At 42.7% G+C, this 23,887-nt stretch carries 17 protein-coding genes; 7 read left to right on the top strand and 10 right to left on the bottom strand.

The features are described from left to right. Positions 1-6: 6 nt before the first annotated feature. From yqiA to ftsP, 5 genes are all read left to right on the top strand, one after another. Entirely contained in the window at positions 7-588 is a 582-nt protein-coding gene (gene yqiA / locus PSF28_RS09265; protein WP_210835399.1) for an esterase YqiA, read from the top strand. Between the two features lie 87 nt (positions 589-675). Further along, positions 676-2,571, top strand: coding sequence for a DNA topoisomerase IV subunit B (parE, locus tag PSF28_RS09260; protein ID WP_210835397.1), 1,896 nt, complete (start codon positions 676-678; stop codon positions 2,569-2,571). Positions 2,572-2,604: 33 nt separating this feature from the next. Further along, the gene (gene parC / locus PSF28_RS09255) at positions 2,605-4,860 is read left to right on the top strand and encodes a DNA topoisomerase IV subunit A (protein WP_272684966.1); all 2,256 of its coding nucleotides are present in this window, start codon (positions 2,605-2,607) and stop codon (positions 4,858-4,860) included. A 108-nt stretch (positions 4,861-4,968) separates the two neighbouring features. Next, positions 4,969-5,703: a 1-acylglycerol-3-phosphate O-acyltransferase gene (locus PSF28_RS09250; RefSeq protein ID WP_272664274.1), complete on the top strand. Its 735-nt coding sequence runs from the start codon at positions 4,969-4,971 to the stop codon at positions 5,701-5,703. 353 nt (positions 5,704-6,056) lie between these two features. Further along, positions 6,057-7,472: a cell division protein FtsP gene (gene ftsP, locus PSF28_RS09245; RefSeq protein ID WP_272684965.1), complete on the top strand. Its 1,416-nt coding sequence runs from the start codon at positions 6,057-6,059 to the stop codon at positions 7,470-7,472. A 234-nt stretch (positions 7,473-7,706) separates the two neighbouring features. Here the strand turns inward: ftsP and PSF28_RS09240 are convergent, their stop codons facing one another. After that, positions 7,707-8,321 (bottom strand): LysE family transporter, encoded by a 615-nt coding sequence (locus tag PSF28_RS09240; protein ID WP_004908618.1) that lies wholly within the window; start codon positions 8,319-8,321, stop codon positions 7,707-7,709. Between the two features lie 235 nt (positions 8,322-8,556). Between PSF28_RS09240 and folA the strand changes: the two genes are divergently transcribed. Beyond that, positions 8,557-9,051 (top strand): type 3 dihydrofolate reductase, encoded by a 495-nt coding sequence (gene folA, locus PSF28_RS09235; protein ID WP_210835386.1) that lies wholly within the window; start codon positions 8,557-8,559, stop codon positions 9,049-9,051. A gap of 74 nt (positions 9,052-9,125) precedes the next feature. Here the strand turns inward: folA and apaH are convergent, their stop codons facing one another. The 6 genes from apaH to lptD form a co-directional block, all read right to left on the bottom strand. Further along, positions 9,126-9,953 carry a bis(5'-nucleosyl)-tetraphosphatase (symmetrical) ApaH gene (gene apaH, locus PSF28_RS09230; protein WP_004908624.1) on the bottom strand — a complete coding sequence of 276 codons (828 nt, stop codon included), beginning with the start codon at positions 9,951-9,953 and terminating at the stop codon, positions 9,126-9,128. A 2-nt stretch (positions 9,954-9,955) separates the two neighbouring features. After that, the gene (apaG, locus tag PSF28_RS09225; protein ID WP_198641609.1) at positions 9,956-10,333 is read right to left on the bottom strand and encodes a Co2+/Mg2+ efflux protein ApaG; all 378 of its coding nucleotides are present in this window, start codon (positions 10,331-10,333) and stop codon (positions 9,956-9,958) included. Positions 10,334-10,351: 18 nt separating this feature from the next. Then, the gene (gene rsmA, locus PSF28_RS09220; protein ID WP_210835384.1) at positions 10,352-11,161 is read right to left on the bottom strand and encodes a 16S rRNA (adenine(1518)-N(6)/adenine(1519)-N(6))-dimethyltransferase RsmA; all 810 of its coding nucleotides are present in this window, start codon (positions 11,159-11,161) and stop codon (positions 10,352-10,354) included. After that, positions 11,158-12,150, bottom strand: a complete 993-nt coding sequence (gene pdxA, locus PSF28_RS09215) for a 4-hydroxythreonine-4-phosphate dehydrogenase PdxA (RefSeq protein ID WP_210835382.1) — start codon at positions 12,148-12,150, stop codon at positions 11,158-11,160. Before pdxA ends, rsmA begins: the two co-directional genes overlap by 4 nt. Beyond that, complete coding sequence (surA, locus tag PSF28_RS09210) at positions 12,134-13,453, bottom strand: peptidylprolyl isomerase SurA (RefSeq protein WP_210835379.1); 1,320 nt, start codon at positions 13,451-13,453, stop codon at positions 12,134-12,136. Before surA ends, pdxA begins: the two co-directional genes overlap by 17 nt. Before the next feature lie 194 nt (positions 13,454-13,647). After that, on the bottom strand, positions 13,648-16,020 hold the full coding sequence (gene lptD / locus PSF28_RS09205; RefSeq protein WP_272685005.1) for an LPS assembly protein LptD: 2,373 nt from the start codon (positions 16,018-16,020) through the stop codon (positions 13,648-13,650). A 181-nt stretch (positions 16,021-16,201) separates the two neighbouring features. Between lptD and djlA the strand changes: the two genes are divergently transcribed. Then, the gene (gene djlA, locus PSF28_RS09200; RefSeq protein WP_210835374.1) at positions 16,202-17,017 is read left to right on the top strand and encodes a co-chaperone DjlA; all 816 of its coding nucleotides are present in this window, start codon (positions 16,202-16,204) and stop codon (positions 17,015-17,017) included. 312 nt (positions 17,018-17,329) lie between these two features. Here the strand turns inward: djlA and rluA are convergent, their stop codons facing one another. The 3 genes from rluA to PSF28_RS09185 all read right to left on the bottom strand — a co-directional run bounded on the left by rluA (position 17,330) and on the right by PSF28_RS09185 (position 23,851). Then, positions 17,330-17,980, bottom strand: a complete 651-nt coding sequence (rluA, locus tag PSF28_RS09195) for a bifunctional tRNA pseudouridine(32) synthase/23S rRNA pseudouridine(746) synthase RluA (protein WP_210835372.1) — start codon at positions 17,978-17,980, stop codon at positions 17,330-17,332. Positions 17,981-18,215: 235 nt separating this feature from the next. Continuing rightward, positions 18,216-21,122: an RNA polymerase-associated protein RapA gene (rapA, locus tag PSF28_RS09190; protein ID WP_210835370.1), complete on the bottom strand. Its 2,907-nt coding sequence runs from the start codon at positions 21,120-21,122 to the stop codon at positions 18,216-18,218. Between the two features lie 377 nt (positions 21,123-21,499). After that, entirely contained in the window at positions 21,500-23,851 is a 2,352-nt protein-coding gene (locus PSF28_RS09185; RefSeq protein ID WP_272684964.1) for a DNA polymerase II, read from the bottom strand. Between the last annotated feature and the right edge of the window lie 36 nt (positions 23,852-23,887).

Here is a 23,887-nt window from a genome sequence, read left to right as displayed (position 1 = left end):
TCGCTTATGTCTACTCTACTTTATATTCATGGTTTTAATAGCTCACCTCAATCCGCTAAAGCTAATAACTTAAAGCAATGGATTGGCGATAATTATCCACATATTAATATGCTTGTACCGCAATTGCCGAATTACCCTCAGCAAGCTCAAGCGATGTTAGATGATATTATCCAACAGCATCAGCATGAAAAAATGGGGTTAGTTGGATCTTCACTAGGCGGTTATTTTTCGATTTGGTTTTCAGAGCGTTATCAGCTCCCAGCCGTCGTTGTAAACCCCGCAGTGCGTCCTTTTGATTTACTGCAAGATTACTTAGGCGACAATACAAACCCATATACTCATGAACAATATGTGTTGGAAGAAAAGCATATCCATGAGCTAAAATCCTTATACATTGAAAGACTCGCATCTCCTCAACTTATCTGGTTGCTACAGCAAATGGGCGATGAAGTACTTGATTATCGAGAGGCAGTTGCCTATCTTTCAAAGTGCAAACAAACTGTGGAACCTGACGGTAATCATGCCTTTATTGGTTTTGAAGCTTACTTTTCTCAAATTGTTGATTTCCTTCAATTGGCAGAGAAATAGTGTCAAAACGTATGAACACTGTTATTATCAACAGTAACTCACTGATTGAATAGTTCAATTAATCACCTATTACCGCAGAATGACAACATGACTCAATCTAGTTATAACGCAGAGGCCATTGAAGTCCTCAGTGGTTTAGAGCCTGTTCGCCGTCGTCCGGGGATGTATACCGACACCAGTCGACCGAACCATCTGGCTCAAGAAGTAATTGATAATAGCGTCGATGAAGCGCTTGCGGGGCACGCGAGCCACATCGAAGTTATTTTACATGCCGATCAATCCCTTGAAGTAATCGATGATGGGCGCGGTATGCCTGTCGATATCCACCCTGAAATGAAAGTGTCAGCAGTTGAGCTGATTCTGGGGCAATTACATGCAGGGGGAAAATTCTCCAATAAAAACTACCAGTTTTCAGGTGGTTTGCATGGTGTTGGGATTTCTGTCGTCAATGCGTTATCAAAACGTATTGAAGTTACTGTTCGTCGTGATAGCCAAATGTATCAAATTGCCTTTGAGAACGGCGACAAGGTTGAAGATTTGCATGTAATTGGGACTTGTGGCAAACGTAACACAGGCACTAGCGTGCATTTTTGGCCTGATGGTAGCTACTTTGATAGCCCAAAATTTTCAGTAACTCGTTTAACTCATAATTTAAAAGCTAAAGCTGTTTTATGCCCCGGCGTGAAAATCACGTTTAAGGATAAGCTCAACAATACAGAGCAAAGCTGGTGCTACAGTGACGGGTTGACCGATTACCTAATGGAGTCGATTGACGGCCTTGAAGCGCTGCCGCCGAAACCGTTTACAGGCGAATTTTCTGGGGAAACTGAAGCGGCGCAATGGGCGTTGCTCTGGTTACCTGAAGGCGGTGAATTACTAACAGAAAGTTATGTCAATCTTATCCCAACAGCACTAGGTGGAACCCATGTTAATGGTTTACGCCAAGGGTTGCTTGATGCAATGCGTGAGTTTTGCGAATTCCGTAATATATTGCCTCGTGGTGTTAAGCTCTCCGCAGATGATATTTGGGAGCGCTGCACTTATGTGCTTTCCGTTAAAATGCAAGACCCTCAATTTGCAGGGCAAACGAAAGAACGCCTGTCTTCGCGTCAATGTGCAGCGTTTGTTTCGGGTGTGGTAAAAGATGCTTTCAGTTTATGGCTTAACCAGAACGTGCAAGTGGCTGAACAACTCGCAGAAATGGCAATTTCTAGCGCGCAACGTCGAATGCGTGCAGCGAAAAAAGTGGTGCGTAAAAAACTCACCAGTGGCCCTGCATTACCGGGTAAATTAGCCGATTGTAGCTCGCAAGACTTGAGTATGACGGAATTGTTCCTTGTAGAAGGGGACTCCGCAGGGGGCTCAGCAAAACAAGCCCGTGACCGCGAATATCAGGCTATCATGCCGTTGCGCGGTAAAATCCTCAATACATGGGAAGTGTCTTCTGATGAAGTTTTAGCTTCCCAAGAGGTACATGATATCTCTGTTGCCATTGGGATAGACCCTGATAGCGAAGACCTTAGCCAATTACGTTATGGGAAAATTTGTATCCTTGCGGATGCGGACTCCGATGGCTTGCATATTGCTACACTGTTATGTGCATTATTTGTCCGTCATTTCCCAACATTAGTAAAAGCAGGGCATGTCTATATGGCAATGCCACCGTTATATCGTATCGATTTAGGTAAAGAAACGTTTTACGCCCTTGATGAAAGCGAAAAAAATGCTGTGCTTGAACGTCTTAGCCGCAAGCGCGGTAAACCCAATGTTCAGCGTTTTAAAGGGTTGGGTGAAATGAACCCACTGCAATTACGTGAAACGACATTAGATCCAAATACTCGTCGTCTTGTACAGCTAATTATCGATGATGAAAACTACCAAGAAACACTTGCTGTCATGGATATGCTTCTTGCTAAAAAACGCTCTGAAGATCGCCGTAATTGGCTGCAAGAAAAAGGCGATATGGCTGAAATTGATGTCTAATATCCGAATTGCGATGAGAAAGGAACGAATTGAATGAGTGAAATTACTCATGATGGTGTAGAGCGTTTACCGCTGCATGCCTTCACTGAAAATGCCTATCTGAACTATTCGATGTACGTCATCATGGATAGGGCATTACCATTTATTGGCGATGGGCTTAAACCTGTTCAGCGCCGTATTGTGTATGCGATGTCAGAACTTGGCTTAAGCAACACTGCGAAATACAAAAAGTCCGCCAGAACGGTGGGCGATGTTCTCGGTAAATATCACCCGCATGGTGATAGCGCTTGTTATGAAGCGATGGTGTTGATGGCGCAGCCATTTTCTTACCGCTACCCGCTGGTGGATGGCCAAGGAAACTGGGGGGCACCCGATGACCCTAAATCATTCGCAGCAATGCGTTATACAGAATCACGTTTATCAAAATATGCTGAAATTTTACTCAGCGAACTTGGACATGGCACAGTTGATTGGGTACCAAACTTTGATGGTACGCTAAACGAACCAAAAATGTTGCCGGCACGTTTACCGAATATTCTACTAAACGGTACAACGGGGATTGCAGTTGGGATGGCGACCGATATTCCGCCTCATAACGCCCGAGAAGTGGCCCAAGCGTTGGTTGCTTTACTGGATAAACCGACACTAAATCTTGATGACATCATGGCATTTGTACCGGGGCCTGATTATCCAACTGAAGCAGAAATTATTTCTTCCCGTGATGATATCCGTAAAATTTATCAAAATGGGCGCGGTTCTGTACGCATGCGTGCTGTGTGGGAAAAAGAAGATGGTAATGCTGTTATCACGGCGCTACCTCATCAAGTTTCTGGGGCGAAAGTCTTAGAACAAATTGCCAGCCAAATGCGTGCGAAAAAATTGCCGATGGTTGAAGATTTACGCGATGAATCAAACCATGAAAACCCAACTCGTTTAGTGATTGTTCCGCGTAGTAATCGTGTTGACCTTGAACAGGTCATGACACATTTATTTGCGACAACCGATTTAGAACGTAGCTATCGCGTTAACCTTAATATGATTGGCCTGGATAATCGCCCGTCGGTCAAAGGGTTGGTTGAAATCTTAAATGAGTGGATTGCTTACCGTCGTCAAACCGTACGTAACCGCTTAAATCATCGGTTAGAAAAAGTATTAAGACGTTTACATATTTTAGATGGTTTATTAATCGCCTATCTGAATATTGACGAAGTCATTGAAATTATTCGTACAGAAGACGAACCCAAAGCCGTTTTAATGTCACGTTTTAATATCAGTGATACCCAAGCGGAAGCGATTTTAGAATTAAAATTACGTCACTTAGCGAAGCTCGAAGAAATGAAAATTCGTGGTGAGCAGGACGAATTAGCCAAAGAGCGTGATGAATTACAAGCGATCTTGGGGTCTGAGAGACGTTTAAACACGTTGATTAAAAAAGAGATTCAATCTGACGCCAAAGATTACGGTGATGACCGTCGCTCCCCATTGCATGAGCGCGAAGAAGCGAAAGCAATGAGCGAGCATGAGATTTTACCGTCAGAACCGATTACCGTTGTGCTTTCTGATATGGGATGGGTGCGTAGTGCTAAAGGGCATGATATCGAACCGACTAACCTAAATTATAAAGCAGGAGATGGTTTTAAAGGAGCTGCACGGGGCAAGTCAAACCAAGCGGCGGTATTCCTTGATACGACAGGGCGCAGTTATTCTGTGGACCCACTGGAATTACCTTCAGCGCGTAGTCAAGGTGAGCCTCTAACGGGTAAATTAACGCTGCCTCCCGGTGCGACCATTGAGCATGTATTAATGGCGCCTGACGAACAGAAATATTTAATGGCTTCTGATGCAGGTTACGGTTTTATTTGTACCTTTAATGATTTAGTCACTAAAAATAAAACTGGTAAGGCCTTAATCTCCTTACCTGAAAATGCCAAAGTATTAGCACCAATTGAATTGCATAATGAGCAGGAAGATTTGCTATTGGCAATTACCAAGGCGGGGCGTATGTTGATATTCCCTGTAGCGGATTTACCTCAACTTTCAAAAGGTAAAGGTAATAAAATTATCAATATTGCCGGCGCGCAAGCGGCAACGGGTGATGATTTATTGACTTGGTTGATGATCTTGCCTGTGGGGGCATCAATGACCTTGCATTTTGGTAAGCGGAAATTGAAATTTAAAGCAGAAGACTTGCAAAAATACCGCTCAGAACGTGGCCGTAAAGGGACGTCATTACCGCGTGGAATGCACAATATTGAGCGTATTGATATTGAGCCAGTAGATACTGAATAATTAACAAAGGCAAACCTTATAAATCTTGTTGAGTATGAAGTTCAGAAGGTTTTTAAGCAGGCAATATTCATCATGGGGCTGTGAAGCCCCTTACAATTTGGGGTTAGTATGTTAGCGCTGATTAGAGCGATCATTGTCATTATCTACACTATTTTTGTGTGCGTAGGCGGCGGTATTTACTGCTTGTTTAGCCCACGCAACCCAAAACACGTAATGACATTCGGCCATATGTTTGGGCGGTTATCAGTTGTGTTTGGGATTAAGGTTATCAATCGTGTACCTGAGAAAGCCAAAAGTTATGGCCCGAGTATTTATATTGGGAATCACCAAAACAATTACGACATGGTGACTATGTCAAATGGGGTATTACCGAGAACAGTTACAGTCGGTAAAAAAAGCTTGGTTTACATTCCATTTTTTGGTTTTCTGTACTGGATCACGGGGAATATTTTGATTGACCGAGCGAATCGTTCTAAGGCGCATAATACGATCACGCAAGTCGCAGACCAGATCAAAAAACGTAAAATATCCGTATGGATGTTCCCTGAAGGAACGCGTAGTCGCGGCCGTGGTTTATTACCATTTAAAACTGGGGCATTTCACGCAGCTATTGCAGCAGGGGTGCCGATTGTGCCTGTTTGCGTTTCGAGTACACAAGGTAAAATTAAGCTAAACCGTTGGAATAATGGTAGCGTAATTATTGAAATGTTAGACCCTATTGATACATCACTTTATACCCGTGAGCAAGTGAGGGAATTATCGGAACATTGCCATGCTTTAATGGAAGCCAAAATTAAAGAACTCGATCTCGAGGTTGAAGAGATGTCAAAACAGGGTAAATAGCCTAACTGATTGAATTTATTTTAATAATAGGCAATATGTGAATATTGCCTATTATTTTAGATTGAGCGTAGCATAAACTGTCTTTATTGTTATCGACCTGCCTAACTTTCCTTTTCTAATTACTTACCCTTACTATTTATAATCTTATTAATTAAATTTTAATATATTGGATAGATATTTTTAGAATTTAGCCTTTTTTCGCGATATCATGGCACACAAATTATTGCGGTCTTAAATTGTTGTATCTAAGTAGTTATATTGCTAGCGCCAACCTAAAATTAGCCATATCATTGGCTGAATATTTATAATATCAAACAATAAAATGCGCTGGAATTTTGTTTAGCGGAGAATTTATGTCATTCAATCGATGCCAAACCCTGATAGCGGCAGGGATGGCTCTATGTTTGTCCTATGCGCCTATTCATGCAAATGCAGAGGGAGCGGCAGCTTTACCTGTACCACCGTTATTAGAATCACGGTCTGGACAGCCATTATTTTTAACATTACAAAAAATTCATTGGTCTTTTGATGGAAAGTATTCAGCCGATATTTGGGGAGTTAATGGTTCTTCTCCTGGCCCGACTGTCAAAGTAAAAAATGGCGATGATATTAAGCTTATTTACAGTAATCGCTTACCTGAAGCCGTTTCGATGACAATAAGTGGGTTGCAAATACCAGGAACACAAATAGGTGGAGCCGCACGGTTAATTTCACCTAATGCGGACTGGTCTCCGGTGATCCCGATACGCCAAAATGCAGCTACGCTCTGGTATCATGCGAATACTCAAGGGAAAATGGGCGAACAAGTCTACAATGGTTTATTAGGGATGTGGATCATTGAAGATGATGTGACGAAAAATCTGCGTTTACCGAAACACTATGGTGTTGATGATTTTCCGGTCATTATTCAAGATAAGCGCTTAGATAATTTTGGCGTTCCAGAATACAAAGCGGATGAAAATGGCTTTTTAGGCGATACATTACTGGTTAACGGCGTGCAAAATCCATACATTGAAGTTTCTCGAGGATGGGTGCGCTTACGGTTATTAAATGCGTCGAATTCCCGTAATTATGTAATGAAAATCAGTGATGGCCGGCCATTTTCGTTGATTGCATCTGACCAAGGTTTATTAACCGTCCCTGTGAGTGTTCAAGAACTACCGTTAGCGCCGGGTGAACGGCGTGAAGTTTTGATTGATATGGCTAAAACGCAAGAGTTAACTATTACGGCAGGTGAGTCGGCGACTTTTATGGATCGCTTAAAGGGGTTATTCGAGCCATCGAATAATTTAATTTCAACGAATGTACTCACTATCAAAGCGACAGGATTAATGTCATTAGTAACAGATGGCTTACCGACACAATTAGTTGAAGATAAAACGCAAGTCACATCCAGTATTACACAACGCAATATTCACCTTAATGATGGTTTTGGTATTAACAATGCGACCATTGATACAAATAGGGTCGATTTCTCAAGTCTCCAAGGTAATTGGGAGCGTTGGGTTGTGACGACGAATGAACCGCAAGCGTTTCATATTGAAGGTGTGCGTTTTAAGGTTTTAAACCGTAATGGTAAACCAACTCCACCGGAAGACTATGGCTGGAAAGATACGGTATGGGTGGATGGCCGCGTTGAATTATTAGTGCAAATGATGCAGCCATCCTATAACCATTTTCCATTTTTATTCTACAGTCAAAATTTAGAAAAAGCAGATTTAGGATCAGTGGGGCAAATGGTGGTGGCGCCGCAAGATACAATGCAATAATTCGTATTATAACAATATTGAATATTTAAAAAGCAGGCATTTTGCCTGCTTCAGACTGCTGACAAACATATAATGTATGGCAGCAAGTCTAATAGGTTTTGAAAATAAATTAGGAAAATCAATCTATTGATTTTCGGCTGATAGCACAAAGCGGGAAAAACCACGCTTTTATCCCACTTTGTCAACAACCTCAAGCAGGCATTTTGCCTGCTTTTTTGATGGGAGCTAATAAGGCTAGCTTAGCGCCACTCGAACACCAAAGGCGATTAATACCACTCCGAGAACTTTATCAACATAGGTTTGTACTTTTGCTAGGCCTTTTCTGACAGGGGCACTTTGGATCAAAAAGACTAATATTGGCCAGTAAATGACAGCTAAGCCCCAAATAATAAAGGCAAACCATAATTTTTCACCAACGGTAGAATTAACATCTAATACTTGAGTGAAGACGGCTAAAAAGAATAGCGTGGCTTTTGGATTTAATACATTGCAGAGGAAACCTTGCATAAAGGCTTTCTTGAATGAAACAATTTCGTGTTTACTGGTCGTAAGATCAACGCTATGGCCGGATTGCGGAAGTAAGCTTTTGACACCGATCCAAATTAAATAGGCCGCACCTGCGTATTTTAAGATATTAAACAGCCAAGGTGTGGTGGTAATTAAAACAGCTAGGCCCGCAACGCAGTAGGACATATGCAACGCGATAGCGACTATCACACCACATGCAGACATTAATGCCGCAGAGCGTTGATAGCGAGCTGAGTTTTTGACAATTAAAAAGAAGTCAGGCCCTGGAGAAAGCATACCGAGTGCCGCGATGGTCGCAACCATAATACTCGTTTCGTACATTTTTGATCTCTTTTCCCGTTCAATGTTGGTAAATAAAAATGACCGACTAAATACTCGTATTTAGGCTGATATCAGAGGGTTCATTTTGTTTTTTCATGTTATTTTTAGTCGTAAGTTTATCAATTTGAGTATAAGTGATTCAAACCTGTTTAAGGAAGCTTAAATTTAGTCGACGAAACAATTCTCTTTCCGTATAGTGTGCTCAATTTTTATATCTTGTTTCTAAGGTGAATAGATGAATATTAGCTTAATCGCAGCAATGGCGATCGATCAGGTTATCGGCATGGAAAAAGCGATGCCTTGGAATTTGCCGGGGGATCTAGCGTGGTTCAAACGAAATACGTTAAATAAACCGGTTATCATGGGGCGTGTGACCTATGAATCTATTGGGCGCCCATTACCACAACGTGTAAATATTGTATTAAGCAGTGTTCCTGGCACTGATTCTGATGTGATTTGGGTAACGTCAATTGAAGACGCGTTAGCCGCGGCACAAGCAATTGAAAATGTTGATGAAGTGATGGTGATTGGCGGTGGTAAAGTTTATCAACAATTTTTACCATTAGCGAATAAACTCTATTTGACTCATGTTGATGCCGAAGTTATTGGTGATACCCATTTTCCAACTTATGAGCCTGATGAATGGGATTCTATTTTTACGGAATATCATGAAGCTGATGAAAACAATACCCATGGTTATTGTTTTGAGATCCTAACCAAAAGAGCTTAATTTTTTGGTTTGATCACAAAAATGGCGCTTAATTGCGCCATTTTGCTATAACCTACAGTTAATCATATAAAAAGTTATTCTTTGCGGCGTTTTTGATATGACTTTTGGCGGTGATACTGCTTGGTTTCCCAATGAAATAGCGTCAAGTCTCCTCCCCAGCAACACCCAGTATCTAAAGCATAGACGTTATCGGGGGTGCATTTTCCTTCGAGCGATGCCCAGTGACCAAAAAATACCGAATAGTCATCAGGAATTTGGCTTGGTAGATCGAACCACGGTTTTAGTGGGGCAGGTGCTTTTTTGGGGTTTTCCTTGCAAATCATATCTAATTGCCCGTTCGGAAAACAGTAGCGCAGACGTGTTAAGGCATTGGTACTAAAACGCAAGCGTGCTAGCCCCATTAGGCTTTCAGACCAGTTATTTGGCATATCACCATACATGGAGTCGATGAATAGTGGATATGCATCACTGGAAAGCACTGCTTCAACTTCCCTTGCACACATGCGTGCCGTTTTGATATCCCATTGTGGTGTCATACCGGCATGGGTCATCAAGATCTTTTTTTCTTCATCAATTTGTAATAAAGGTTGGCGACGTAACCAATTGATCAGTTCGTCAAGATCAGGGGCATGTAATAACTCATCGAGGTGATCTTTGGGTTTATTGCGACTGATCTTACAGTAAATTCCCAACAGATGGAGATCGTGGTTACCAAGCACTAAACGTACGGCTGAGCCAAGGCTTTTTACATAGCGTAAAACTTGCAGTGATTCAGCTCCGCGAGCAACGAGATCGCCTGTTAACCATAATGTGTCTTTGGTTGGATCAAAATGGACACTTTCCATCAAGTCACGGAGTTCACGATAACAACCGTGAATATCACCTACTAAATATGTCGACATAATTAATTAATCAGTGTTGGGATGGCAAGACGAAAAGCAGGGATATCAACGTGGAAACTATCCCCTTGCGTACTTATCATCACATAATAACCTTCCATCGTACCCATTGGTGTTTCAAGGATTGTGCCACTGGTATAACGATATTCTTTTCCTGGCTGAATAAGGGGTTGTTCACCCACTACACCTTCACCTTGAACTTCGGTTTTATGGCCATCACTGTTAGTAATGAGCCAATAACGGCTCATTAATTGGATAGGCTCTCGCCCTAAATTACGAATGCAGATTGTGTAAGCAAACACATATCTCGCAATATCGGGTTGAGATTGGCTTTCTATATAGACACTCTGAACTTGGATGCTAACATTCGGCTCATTAAGCATAGTGCCTCCTTCAACAGACTATTCTGAACGGTTAGAGAGATAGTTTGCCATTTTACAATATTGTTCAACAGAAATATTTTCTGCTCGGGTGCTTAAATCAATACCCAGTTCTGTTAACTCTTCAACGCTGAATAAATCCCCAAGACTGTTACGAACAGTTTTACGGCGTTGATTGAAAGCTTGTGTGGTAATGCGACTTAAAAATTTAATGTCTTTTACCGGATATGGGTTTTCACGATGAGGAATCAACCTAACAATGGCAGAATCTACTTTTGGTGCGGGTGTAAATGCAGTCGGCGGTACTTCTAACACAGGCACCACGTTACAGTAATATTGTGCCATAACACTCAAGCGCCCAAAGGCTTTACTGCCTGGGCCTGCAACCAGACGATTCACCACTTCTTTTTGTAACATGAAGTTCATGTCAGAAATAGAATTGGTGAATGTGAATAAGTGAAACATTAAAGGTGTGGAGATATTGTAAGGCAAGTTACCGAAAACGCGCAGGGGTTGACCTGCTTGTTTGGCTAATTCACCAAAATCTACTGTCATTGCATCTTGCTGAATGATAGTTAATTTATCTTTTAGTTGAGGATGAACATGTAAACGTGCTGCAAGGTCACGGTCAAGTTCAACCACAGTCATTTTATCGATTCGGCTACCGACAGGTTCGGTTAAGGCACCTAAGCCGGGACCAATTTCTACAATGGACTGACCCGGCAGCGGGTTCATGGCATCCACGATGCTGTCGATAATAAATTGGTCAGTTAAAAAGTTCTGCCCGAAGCGTTTGCGGGCAAAGTGCCCCTGATGGACTCGATTATTCATGTATTCTTAGATGTCATTTGGATAGCTAACTTTAATGCGGTGATAAAACTTCCCACATCAGCATGACCCGTACCTGCGAGTTCAAGGGCTGTGCCATGGTCGACAGAGGTACGGATAAAAGGCAGGCCGAGAGTAATATTTACTGCTCTGCCAAAACCTTGGTATTTTAACACAGGAAGGCCTTGATCGTGATACATTGCTAACACTGCGTCTGCATGGTCTAAATACTTAGCTTGAAATAAGGTATCTGCAGGCAATGGCCCAATCAAATTAATCCCTTTTGCGCGCAGGTTTTCGAGTGCGGGCTCTATCGTATCAATTTCTTCGGTACCCATGTGCCCGCCTTCTCCTGCATGTGGATTTAAACCACAAACATAGATGGCGGGTTTTTCAATACCAAATTTTGTTTGTAAATCATGGTGTAAAATCGTGATGACTTCATTCAGGCTCTGTTGAGTAATGGCAGCTGACACGTCCTTGAGTGGCAAATGCGTTGTGGCTAATGCAACACGCAGCTCTTCTGTAGCTAGCATCATAACAACGCGTTCACAGCCACTTCTTTCTGCAAAGAATTCAGTGTGGCCGCTAAATGGTACGCCAGCATCATTAATAATCCCTTTATGCACGGGACCTGTAACAAGCGCTGAGAATTCACCTTTTAAACAGCCGTCACAGGCTTTTGCTAAGCTTTCTACGACATATTGGCCATTATCAACATTGAGTACACCTGCCTTTGCAGCCGTTGCTAAATGAACAGGTAGAACGGATAAACTGCCCGCAGGTTGTACTTTAGTGACTGTATTAGGGATATATTCGGTTAATGTCAGTGGCAAATTCAGTGCTTTGGCACGCTGGCGTAACAACTCAGGATCAACACAGGCAACCAGCTCAACAGGCCATTGCTGTTGAGCAAGCTGAATCAGTAGGTCAGGACCAATCCCGGCAGGTTCGCCGGGAGTGATGACAATAGGCTTAATTTGATTTTTCATCTGTAGATTGGCTATCACGGCCATCAACCATTTTCACATAAGCGGAAGCACGTTGTTCTTGCATCCAGCTCTGTGCTTCTTCATTAAATTTACGGTTGAATAGCAGACGGTACGCTTGGTCTTTTTGTGCCGCATCTGTTTTATCAACGTTACGAGTGTCTTCTAATTGAATTAAGTGCCAACCAAAATTTGATTGAACAGGTTGGCTTAATTCGCCTTTATTCAGTCTCATTAATGCATCACGGAAAGCCGGGTCGTAGACATCAGGCATATTCCAACCTAATTCACCACCTTTTAATGCGCTACCTGGATCTTCAGAATTCTCTTTTGCTGCATCTTCAAATGAAACTTTGCCTGAACGAATTTCCTGAGCAATTTTGGTTAATTTTTGTCTTGCCTGTGCATCATCCATAATTGGTGATGACTTAATTAAGATGTGACGTGCTTTCACTTCTGTGACAGAAATCGGTTGGCTGCCACCACTTACATCATTTACGCGTAAAATATGGTAGCCGACACCCGAACGAATTGGGCCAGCAATATCGCCTTTTTTCGCATTTTTCAGCTGCTCAGCGAAGACAACAGGTAATTCTTGTAGGCGCGACCAACCCATATTACCGCCTTTCAGCGCTTGAGGGTCTGCTGAATAAGCGATAGCTAACTTACCAAAATCTCCGCCTTTTTTCAGTTCAGCTAAAATTTTATTCACTAATACTTCAGCATTTTTTAGCTGTTCTTGCGTTGGGTTTTCTGCCAACGGGATCAATATATGACTTAGATTAACGCCCATTTCATAATTGGCTTGTGAACTCATTTGCTCTGCCAGCGAATCAACCTCTTGAGGTAAAATGGTAACGCGGCGGCGAACTTCATTGTTACGCACTTCAGCGATCAGCATCTCTTTACGAATTTCGCTACGATATTGATTCATATTGATGCCATCTGCGGTTAAACGTTGTTGCATTTGCTGCAGTGTTAAACCGTTTTGACGAGCGATATCAGTAATAGTTGCATCCACGGCTTCATCTGGAATATTGATTTGCATTTGGCTAGCCATTTGCAAAATGATGTTATCCATAACGAGACGCTCGAGGATCTGATGACGCAGAGTTTGATCATCAGGCACTTGTTGGCGTGCGTTCTGAGCATTCAGTTTTACTGTGTTGATCATATTCTGGACGTCACTTTCCAGCACAACACCGTTATTGACGACCGCAGCGACTTTATCCATTTGCTGAGGCGCAGCCAAAGCAGTGGAGCTTGCGAACATCAGTCCCAGAATAAGCGTTCTCCAATTCTTCATAATGGTCCTATAAATATTGACTTTGATTCCGCAAAAGCGGGCTAATCTCTTTTTTACTCGTCATACTTCAAGTTGCAGTGTTGTTGACGGCGTTCATTCGCACTAGTCACATACTTATGTATGCTCCTAGCGACTCACTCGCTTGTCGCCTAACTGCACCTCGAATTATTTAGAGTAAATTTATGTTATTTTTATCAGAAAGCACGTTGATAAGGCATAATGCCACTTTCTAACATTTTCTGACTACCTAAACTATGATTGTTATTTAGGCCTCTAAGTTCCACATTGATTGACCATTTATTGTCATATTCACTGCTGAACTTCTCTTTTTGCCAACCAACTATCTTACGTTCATAGCCAAGATTGACTGCCCAGCAACAAGTATTGTATTGCAAACCAACCAGTTGGCTCGCAGGTTGTTGTTGTTTGGTATCATAATAATATGAACCTACAAAGCCCCAACGTTCACTTAATGGCCAACTCATGACAGCACCCACTTGTGAAATACCGCGTTGGTATTCAGGCAGTGTATAGGTATAGCCACCATTCGCAGTATCTTCACGACGGAAGGTTGCTTGAATATAATCGCGGTCAACGAAACGGTAGTTCAACTGAACTAAACGATCGGCATCTAAACGGTATTCTGCAACCGCATTCCCCATTGTGACATTACCGAGACGACGGTCATATTGTAACCCACCACGCAAGCCCCAGTTATCATCAATTCGCCACATAGAGTCAGTGGCCCATAATAATGAACCCGTGTTGCTTTTATCATCAATTGGACGATTTGAATCACCGGCACGCGGGCGTTCAAAGTAATAAATTTGCCCCACAGAGAAGTTAAAACGTTCAGCTAAAGCATCGTCATAAACACGTGTTGTAACACCTGTGGTTAACTGGTTTGCAGAGGCAATACGGTCAAGGCCACTGTAAATTCGGTCACGGAATAAACCGCTATAGTCTGACTGCAGCAATGAAGAGTCAAAGTTATTGATATTATCTTGATCTTTATACGGAATATACAAATATTGGACACGTGGTTCTAATGTTTGAACGAAATCGCTGCCTTGGAAAAGGTCGCGTTCGAAGACAACTTTTGCATCGCTTTTAAACATGGGTAGAACACGCGTAACATTTTTTTCTAAGCTACTATCCGTATTCGAGCGAGGAATATCTTGGTCGTAATGAGTCGCATACAATTTGATGCTGTTATTCATATTTGCCCAGCCATTAGACAATGGCAGGTTCACTTCAGGCTCAATGTGCAAACGAGTTGCATCAGGGTTATTTTTACCCACACTTGTAAAACGAGCTGCTTGTGCGTAAGTATGCACATCAAAGACACCTAAATTATTTTTATAATAATTGAAGTCCACTTGCGGCTCTGCTTTATAAGCACGTTTGTTGGGGTTATCCGCAAAAATTTGGAATTGCTTGTGAGTGACTTTCGCATTCCAGTTTGTATCTGAATAACCTGCACTGAATTTTTGTGTGGCGTAGCCATCAGTGGTGCTACCGTACTGGGAACTGAAGTCAGTAAAATAGCTAGGGTCGCTCACTTTGGTATAGTCAGAGCTGAAGTTCCAGTGCCCCGCGTAAGTCCCAGAATGGCGCCAGTAGAATAGCCAACGGTCATCGCTATCACGATCTTCTCGCTTACCACGTTCTTTGTCTTTGATATAAGCACGGTCATGATTTAGAAAATCAAAGGCCACGGTACCTGTACCTGGGGCAATAAGGTAACGGAATTCATTATTTAATTTTACGCCACGGTGGGTCATAAATTGCGGCGTAATTGTGGCGTCGTAGTTTGGCGCAATATTCCAATAATAGGGTAATGAGAACTCTAACCCATCGTTACTTGAATAGCTTCCCGTCGGGATTAAAAAACCGGAACGGCGTTTATTGCCAATCGGCAATTGCATATATGGGCTATAGAAAATAGGCACGTCACCCACTTTAAAGCGTGCATGCCAAATTTCAGCGACTTCTTCTTCACGGTCGATAATGACTTCAGAGCCCGCGACGCTCCAGCTATTATTGCCGGGTAAACAGGTCGTGAATGTGCCGTTTTCCATAATAGAGTAACGGTTTTCACCACGCATTTTCATTTTAGTCGCGTCACCACGCCCCTGACGGCCTACCATCATATAGTTACCATCATTCACATCCGTGTTTTTATTATCTAAGTTAGACCACGCAGAAGGGCCTTTTAAGATAATTTGTGGGTCATCGTAGTGAACATTACCCGTGGCTGTTACTTCACGCACAGGGAGTTCACCCGCTGTTTCTGTTTGTGTGAGTTTAACGTTATCAGCGGTTAATGTTTGGTTCCCCTGTTGAATATCGACATTACCTTCATATTCAACAAAATTAGGGTATTCACCACGGACATCTTCAGCGGTAATGTGAATCGGCAGGTTGTTAGGGTCACCTTTTACAATCGGTTTTGTGTAAACAGGGACACCCAGCATACACTGCTGTGCAAGGTCAGCATGCGCTTGCTGACTATAAATTGCCGCCCATACCATGGTGGCGAGTAGTGTTGGATAGCTTTTTTTCATCATTAAATATGGGGTTCCGTCATCATTGGCATCGCCAGCAAACGCTCAAAGACTAACTTAGCCAACCACTTTGCGCCAGTATAATGTAAGAAACTTTACGCGCGGGTAGTTATGCATAGAGCTGAATGAATAGTATGATAATGCAAAATTGCATTTTGAGCATTGAAGAATTGAGGGATATATGCACTATTGGGGCAAAATTATTGGCGTTATACTCGCAATCGTCTCTGGATTGGGCTTTTGGGGAGCGCTAGTTGGGTTAATTATTGGGCATGGTTTTGATAAAGCATCGATTCAACGTAAATTTGCAGGGAGAATGAATAAGCGAGATCGTCAAATCATTTTCTTTGCGAGCACCTTCCAAATTTTGGGGCATTTAACGAAGTCGAAAGGCCGTGTAACCGAGACAGATATTCAGCTTGCGACTAATTTAATGGACAGAATGCAATTACATGGAGAAACAAGAAAAGCGGCTCAACAAGCATTTAGAGAAGGCAAATCCCCTAACTTTCCATTGCGTGATGTATTAAAGCAATTACGTATGGCCTGTTATGGCCGTTTTGACTTGATTCAGATGTTTCTGGAAATTCAATTACAAGCTGCTTTTGCTGATGGACAATTACACCCGAACGAACGAAAAGTGTTGTTTATTATTGCCGAAGAGCTTGGTATTTCTAAGGTTCAGTTTGAACAGTTCTTGGATATGATCCAAAGTGGTCGCCAATTTGGCCACGGTTACTCTCAGCAGCAATCAGGAGGGTATTATCAGCAATCAAATGGCCCAACCCTTGAAGATGCTTGTAAAGTGCTTGGCGTGTCTCCTAGTGATGACCCAACAAAAATTAAGCGGGCCTATCGCAAACTAATGAGCGAACATCACCCCGATAAACTGGTAGCGAAAGGTTTGCCGCCAGAGATGATGGAAATTGCGAAGCAAAAGGCGCAATCTATCCAAGCAGCTTATGACTTAGTCAAGAAGGAGCTCGGCTTCAAATAAATTTCCCCGTCATATTTCGCGCCGCAGCGTTGTTGGCTGCGCTCGCGCACCCTAGTCACATACTACTGTATGCTCCTAGGGATTCGCTCTCTTGCCGCCTAGCTGCAACACGAACTATTTAGGGGAAATCAGGGGAATAATTAAAATGGATTATTTCGCTCCCGTTTTTTGTTGGCTGCGCTCGCGCACCCTAGTTACATAGTTATGTATGTTCTTAGGGTAAAAACAAACGGGAAAATAATCAGCGCAAAAACAGAGTGAGTTAATTTTTGCACTGGTAATATTGAAATCTAATCAATCGATTAGAGACCGTTAAAAATCCGGTGGGCAGGTAAAATGCATTGGCGTGCCATATTCAGGATGGGTGATATATAGCTCCTGGGCATGTAACTGTAAGCGTGGAGCTAAGGCTTTTGCTTCATCGTGAGCATAGAAACGGTCGCCTAATATTGGGTGGCCTAAAGCTAACATATGGACTCTCAGTTGGTGAGAACGTCCCGTAATGGGTGAAAGCTTTACGCGAGTCGCCAGTTCTTCATACTGTAAAACGTGGTACTCAGTTTGTGCTGATTTCCCCGTTTCGAAACACACCTTTTGCTTAGGGCGGTTTGGCCAATCACAAATTAGCGGTAAATCAATCAAGCCTTCTTCTTTTTCTAAATGTCCCCAGACACGAGCAATATAGAATTTTTTGGGCTCACGTTCCCTAAATTGGCGTTTGAGCTCACGCTCAGCCTTTTTGTGCAGCGCCACAACCATGACGCCACTGGTCGCCATATCTAAGCGATGTACAGATTCAGCTGCAGGAAAATCACGCTGAATGCGGCTCATAATGCTGTCATTGTGTTCAGGGGCTTTTCCAGGCACAGAAAGTAGCTCGCTTGGCTTGTTAACGACAATGATATGGTCGTCTTGGTAGAGGATGTGGAGCCAAGGTTCTAGCGGTGGATTGTACGGTATCATTCAATTACCCGTCATACTTCAAGTTGTAGGGGTGTTAGCTTCACTCAGCTGCTCGGGTCACATACTTATGTATGCTCCCCAAGATATCTTCGTTTGCTGCCTACCTACAACTCGAATTATTTAGGGTAATCCTATTTTTATTACGCAAAAGTACGAAATAAAATAATTAGTTCGAGTTGTAGATTTTAAATTAATTATCAAACCATATAGAACGATATGGTTTGATTATCATAGTTTACTGATGGGTAACCACCACTAAGCGAATGGCATCTAAGCGCCATGTGGCTTGGTCGATATTGGTCATCAGTTGCTGGCGCTCTTCTTCAATAATATCGAGCTCTTCATCACGGATATTTGGGTTGACCGCTTTGAGTGCTTCTAAACGAGAAAGCTCCAACGTCAACGCTTTATCAGCCGCTTCTTTTGCATTTTCTATCAATGCTTTGGCTTCTTTTTCGATCATCGGCTCAGATAAGCGTAATACTGAATGAACCTCATTTTGTACTGCATTTACCAGTTTGCTCGCCATATGGCGGTTAATGGCATTTAATTGGCGGTTAAAACTTTCAAATTCAACTTGAGATGATAAGTTATTACCTTTCAAATCAATTAATAAGCGTACTGGAGTTGCTGGTAAGAAACGGCTGATTTGCAGGTTCTTAGGTGCTTGAGCTTCCACAACGTAAATGAGTTCAGTCAATAAGGTGCCAACAGGCAGCGCTTTGTTTTTCAGTAAAGAAACCGCACAGCTGCCGGTATCGCCAGATAACACTAAGTCTAAACCATTACGAATAATTGGGTGTTCCCAGCTGATAAATTGCGTATCTTCACGGGAAAGCGCTTGCTCTCTATCAAACGTGATGGTGCAGCCATCTTGAGGAAGCCCTGGGAAATCAGGTACTAACATATGGTCAGAAGGCGTTAGGATAATCAAGTTATCACTTTTATCTTCTTGATTAATACCAACGATATCAAAAAGATTGAGCGCAAAGTTAACCAATTCAGTATCGTTATCGCCTTCGCTAATTTCTTCAGCTAACTGATTACCTAACTCGCCACCGTTTGAATGCATTTCAAGTAAGCGGTCACGGCCTTGTTCTAATTGCAATTTTAAGCTGTCATGCTCTGCGCGGCAGGTTTTAATAAAATCATCAAAACCTTCAGTGACTGTCGGTTCAGCCATAAATTGCAGCAATGGTTGGTAGTATTTATCGTAGATAGCTCGGCCTGTTGGGCAGGTATGTTCAAAGGCATCTAAGCCTTCGTGATACCAACGGATCAATACAGATTGAGCGGTATTTTCTAAATAGGGCACATGAATGCTGATATCACGGCTTTGGCCAATACGGTCTAAACGACCAATGCGCTGCTCAAGTAAGTCTGGATTAAACGGTAGGTCGAACATCACCAACTGGTTTGCAAATTGGAAGTTACGCCCTTCAGAGCCGATTTCAGAACACAGTAGCACCTGCGCGCCTTCTTCTTGAGATGCAAAATAGGCAGCGGCTCGGTCACGCTCTAATAGTGATAACCCTTCATGGAACACGGCAGCACGAATGGCTTCGCGTTCGCGTAACACTTGTTCCAATTGTAGTGCGGTTGCGGCTTTCGCGCAGATCACTAACACTTTTTCATGGCGGTTTGCGGTCAAAAAGCCCATTAACCATTCAACGCGCGGGTCAAAGTTCCACCAAGTGGCATTTTCACCTTCAAACTCTTGGTAAATTTGCTCAGGGTAGAGCATTTCTTTTGCTCGTGTTTCAACGTCTTTTTTACTGCCCATAATACCCGCCACTTTAATTGCGGTTTGGTATTGGGTGGGTAATGGCATTTTTAGTGAATGCAATTCACGACGAGGGAAGCCTTTGACACCATTACGGGTATTTCTGAACAACAGTCGGCTGGTACCATGACGATCCATTAACATGTTGATCAGTTCTTGGCGTGCGGCATTACCATCTTCACTTTCAAGGTTTGCAGCCTTTAATAGTGGTTCGATATCTTGTTCTTTGATTAACTCATTAAGTAAATTCTGCTGGTCATTAGTCAGTTTATCACCCGACAGCAACAGCGAAACCGCATCAGCAACAGGGCGGTAATTTTCTTGCTCAGCAATAAAGTCTTGGTAATCATGGAAGCGGCTAGGGTCAAGTAAACGCAGGCGAGCGAAGTGACTTTCTTGGCCTAGCTGTTCTGGTGTTGCCGTTAATAGTAAAATAGACGGGATATTTTCAGCTAATGTTTCAATAACTTGATATTCGCGGCTCGGGGCAGTCTCGCTCCACTGTAAGTGGTGAGCTTCATCGACAACCATCATATCCCAGCCCGCTTCAACTAATTGGTCAAAACGCTGCTTGTTACGACGGACGAAATCCAGTGAACACAGAACAAGTTGTTCTGTTTCAAATGGGTTATCGCTATCATGTTGTGCTTCACTGTAACGGCTATCATCAAACAAAGAAAAACGCAGATTAAAGCGGCGTAGCATCTCAACCAACCATTGGTGTTGTAAGCTATCAGGAACGATAACTAAGACGCGCTCTGCACGGCCTGCCATTAATTGCTGGTGGATAATCATCCCCGCTTCAATGGTTTTACCTAAGCCTACTTCGTCAGCGAGTAATACGCGCGGATGGTGGCGTTTTCCCACTTCATTGGCAATATGTAATTGGTGTGGGATCAGGCTTGCACGAATACCGCGTAGGCCTGTCGCTTGGTGTTTGACTTGCTCGCTTTGGAATTTGCGCGCACGAAAGCGTAAAGCAAAGCGATCCATACGGTCAATTTGCCCGGCAAATAGACGATCTTGTGGCTTATTGAATGTGAGTTTGCTGTCGAGGAACACTTCTCTAAGGCTCACACCGGTTTCTTGCGTATCTAAACGTGTGCCGATGTAAGTCAATAATCCTTTATCTTCTTCAATGCTTTCAACTTGAAGTTGCCAGCCTTCGTGGCTGGTAATGGTATCACCTTCATTAAACATCACTCGGGTAATAGGGGCATCGCTGCTAGAGTATAGGCGGTTTTCGCCACTGGCAGGGAAAAGCAACGTTACCATACGGGCATCAATTGCCACGACGGCACCTAATCCAAGTTCGCTTTCTGTATCGCTGATCCAGCGTTGACCAAGAGTAAATGGCATAGATTTAACTTAATTCCATAAAATTGAGAGTTTATTTTTTAGATTTTTTAAGACAATTTTTATCAGTGTCTTCGCCCAGTGTTGGTGTAACTCATTAATAGTTACACAAGGAAGAGTTCGAATTATTTTAAAAATAGTCGTTACCTGATGATTAATTATACACATTTAATCATTCAAATTGCAGCAAAGTGAGCACTAAGGCGTTTGCTGGGCTTGTGGCCGAGACAATGAGTCAGTCTATTTGAATTATAATGAGTATTGTTGATTATCACGCATAATTTGTGTAGCCAGACGTGCGAGACACCAAAGGGGCGATATATTAATTCAACCGAAGGCTATCGTCACCTGTTAAAAAAACATCAAAGGTAGAATAAATTTTAAAACAAAAGGGTAATTTGCCCAGTTAGCAGGGTATCAAAGTCATCTTGTAAAAAAGGCAAGATAGCATCTGCTATCGGCTTGATTTGTTTGGATATATAATGCTCGTAATCTGGTTTTGCCGTGATGATTTCCAATGGTTCAGGCCCTGCCTGAGTGATAATATAGTTTATCCAACCGCCATTTTGGTACTGCAAAGGGCGCTGTAATTTTAAATTATAGTCATCAGCAGTACGTGCGGCTCGAACATGCGGAGGAACATTTTTTTGGTAATCAGTCAATTTTCGGCGTAGACGTTTACGATAAACTAAACGGTCATCATATTGGCCCGAACGAATATTTTGTACATATTCACGAATATATTCACGGTAAGGCTGGCGATAAAAAATACGGGTATAGAGCTCTTTTTGGAATATTTGAGCTAATGGTGTCCAGTCTGAGCGAATGGTTTCCAGCCCTCTAAATACCATGGTGTCTTTACTCAATCCTGCATAGCGCTTTTTGCTCCCCATTTCGGCACCACGTACGGTGGGCATCAAAAATCGGCGGTAATGGGTTTCATACTCGAGCTCTAAAACACCTTCTAATTGCCATTCTTCTGCTAAATGTTTTTTCCACCAACTATTTACGTAATCACGTAAAGCAAAGCCAATTTTTTGCGCTTGTTCTTCATTGTGGGCATCACGTAGCCATACAAACGTGGAGTCGGTATCTCCATAAATAACTTGGTAGCCCTGTGACTCAATCAAACGTTTGGTTGTACGCATAATTTCATGGCCACGCATGGTGATTGATGCGGTCAGTCTTGGGTCAAAAAAACGACATCCTTCAGCTCCTAGTACCCCAGCAAATGCGTTCATAATAATTTTTAGCGCTTGGGATAGTGGTGCATTGTGCTCTTTTTTGGCTTTATCCCGCTCTTGCCAGATATGGCTGACAATATCGGGTAAACAGTGGATTGTGCGAGAAAACCAAGCTTGGCGAAAACCGGGAACCGAATGTGCAAGGTTAGGGTGTGCTAACCCGTCAATCATACCTGCAGGGTCGATGAGAAAAGTTCTAATAATTGAAGGATATAGGCTTTTGTAGTCCAAAACTAATACGGAGTCATATAACCCAGGTTGGGAGTCCATGACAAAGCCCCCGGGGTTCAGTTGCATTTTTTGTTCTGTGAGGTTGGGCGCAACGAAACCAAGTCGGTGTAAGCGGGGAATATAAAGGTGTGAGAATGCAGCTACAGAGCCCCCCATTTTATCAACAGCGAGACCCGTTACCGTTGAACGCTCCTGCAAGAAAGCCATTAAATCGGTTTTTTCAAAGATTCGATGGACTAAAATACAGTCCTGAATATTGTAGTGAGCTAAAGCAGGTTTATCGTGAGCGAAACGACGGTTGATCTCATCCATTCGGTCATAAGGGGTATCAATCGCTTTACCTTCACCAAGCAGCGCTTGGGCGACAGACTCTAAACTAAAGGATGGAAAACTCCATGTCGCTGCTTTTAATGCATCGATACCATCAATAATTAACCGGCCTTCAGCAGCAGCAAAAAAGACCCCTTGTTTAAATCCATGCTCTCGCCATTCCAGCTTTTTGCTTTGCCGGCCAAACAATAAGGGGATGCCATAACGCTCAGCATGTTTTTGTAATACTTGCAGGTCGAATTGGATTAGGTTCCAACCAATGATGGCATCAGGGTCGTATTGGTGAAGCCATTCATTGAGTTTATGAAGTAATTGGGGGCGGCTATTCACATAGATTAAGCGATGCTCAGCGCTCAATGCAGGCCCTTGTTCTGGCCCCAACATAAATACTACGTTGTCACCACAGCCAGACAGCCCTATAGAATAGAGTTCACCATGTTGACTGGTTTCGATATCAAGGGAAACGGCCTTGACTAAGGGGCGGTAGCCTTCGCAAGGTTTTAGTTGAAACTCCCCTTGCTGATTTCGAGAAAACCAGACAGAGGCCGCGATAAAGCGTTCCATTAGATACCGTTCACTTGGGCGAATATCGGTTTCTAATAATTCAACACCCAATTCGTTGCAGTTTTTTTCAAGGTTCTGTAATTGTCGATATTGGTGGCAATAAATCGCATAGACCTTTTCACGTTTAAAATCAATTAATTCAAGAAGCCGATAGGTAATATTGGGTTGTTCATCTAATAGGTGTTTTACTCGAGGAAATTGAGATTCAGCTAAAAAACCAATCGCTTTTTGATATGGAACAGTGACCTTTTGTGGTTGGTTATCAGTGAGTAGCCAATAAGAGACCTCGACACCGTGACGGGTGTCTCTCCAGTGCCGGCTAAGAATAAAGCCTCTTTCCGCTGGGGCGATGAGTTGGGTCATTAGGCTACTCGCATAAAAATAGTTAGGATAAATATA

Origin of the sequence: Providencia sp. PROV130 (assembly GCF_028482225.1) — a bacterium.
Classification (GTDB): Bacteria; Pseudomonadota; Gammaproteobacteria; order Enterobacterales; family Enterobacteriaceae; genus Providencia; species Providencia rettgeri.
Note: the sequence above shows the minus strand (reverse complement) of the source record. Positions and strands in the feature narration are given on the sequence as shown.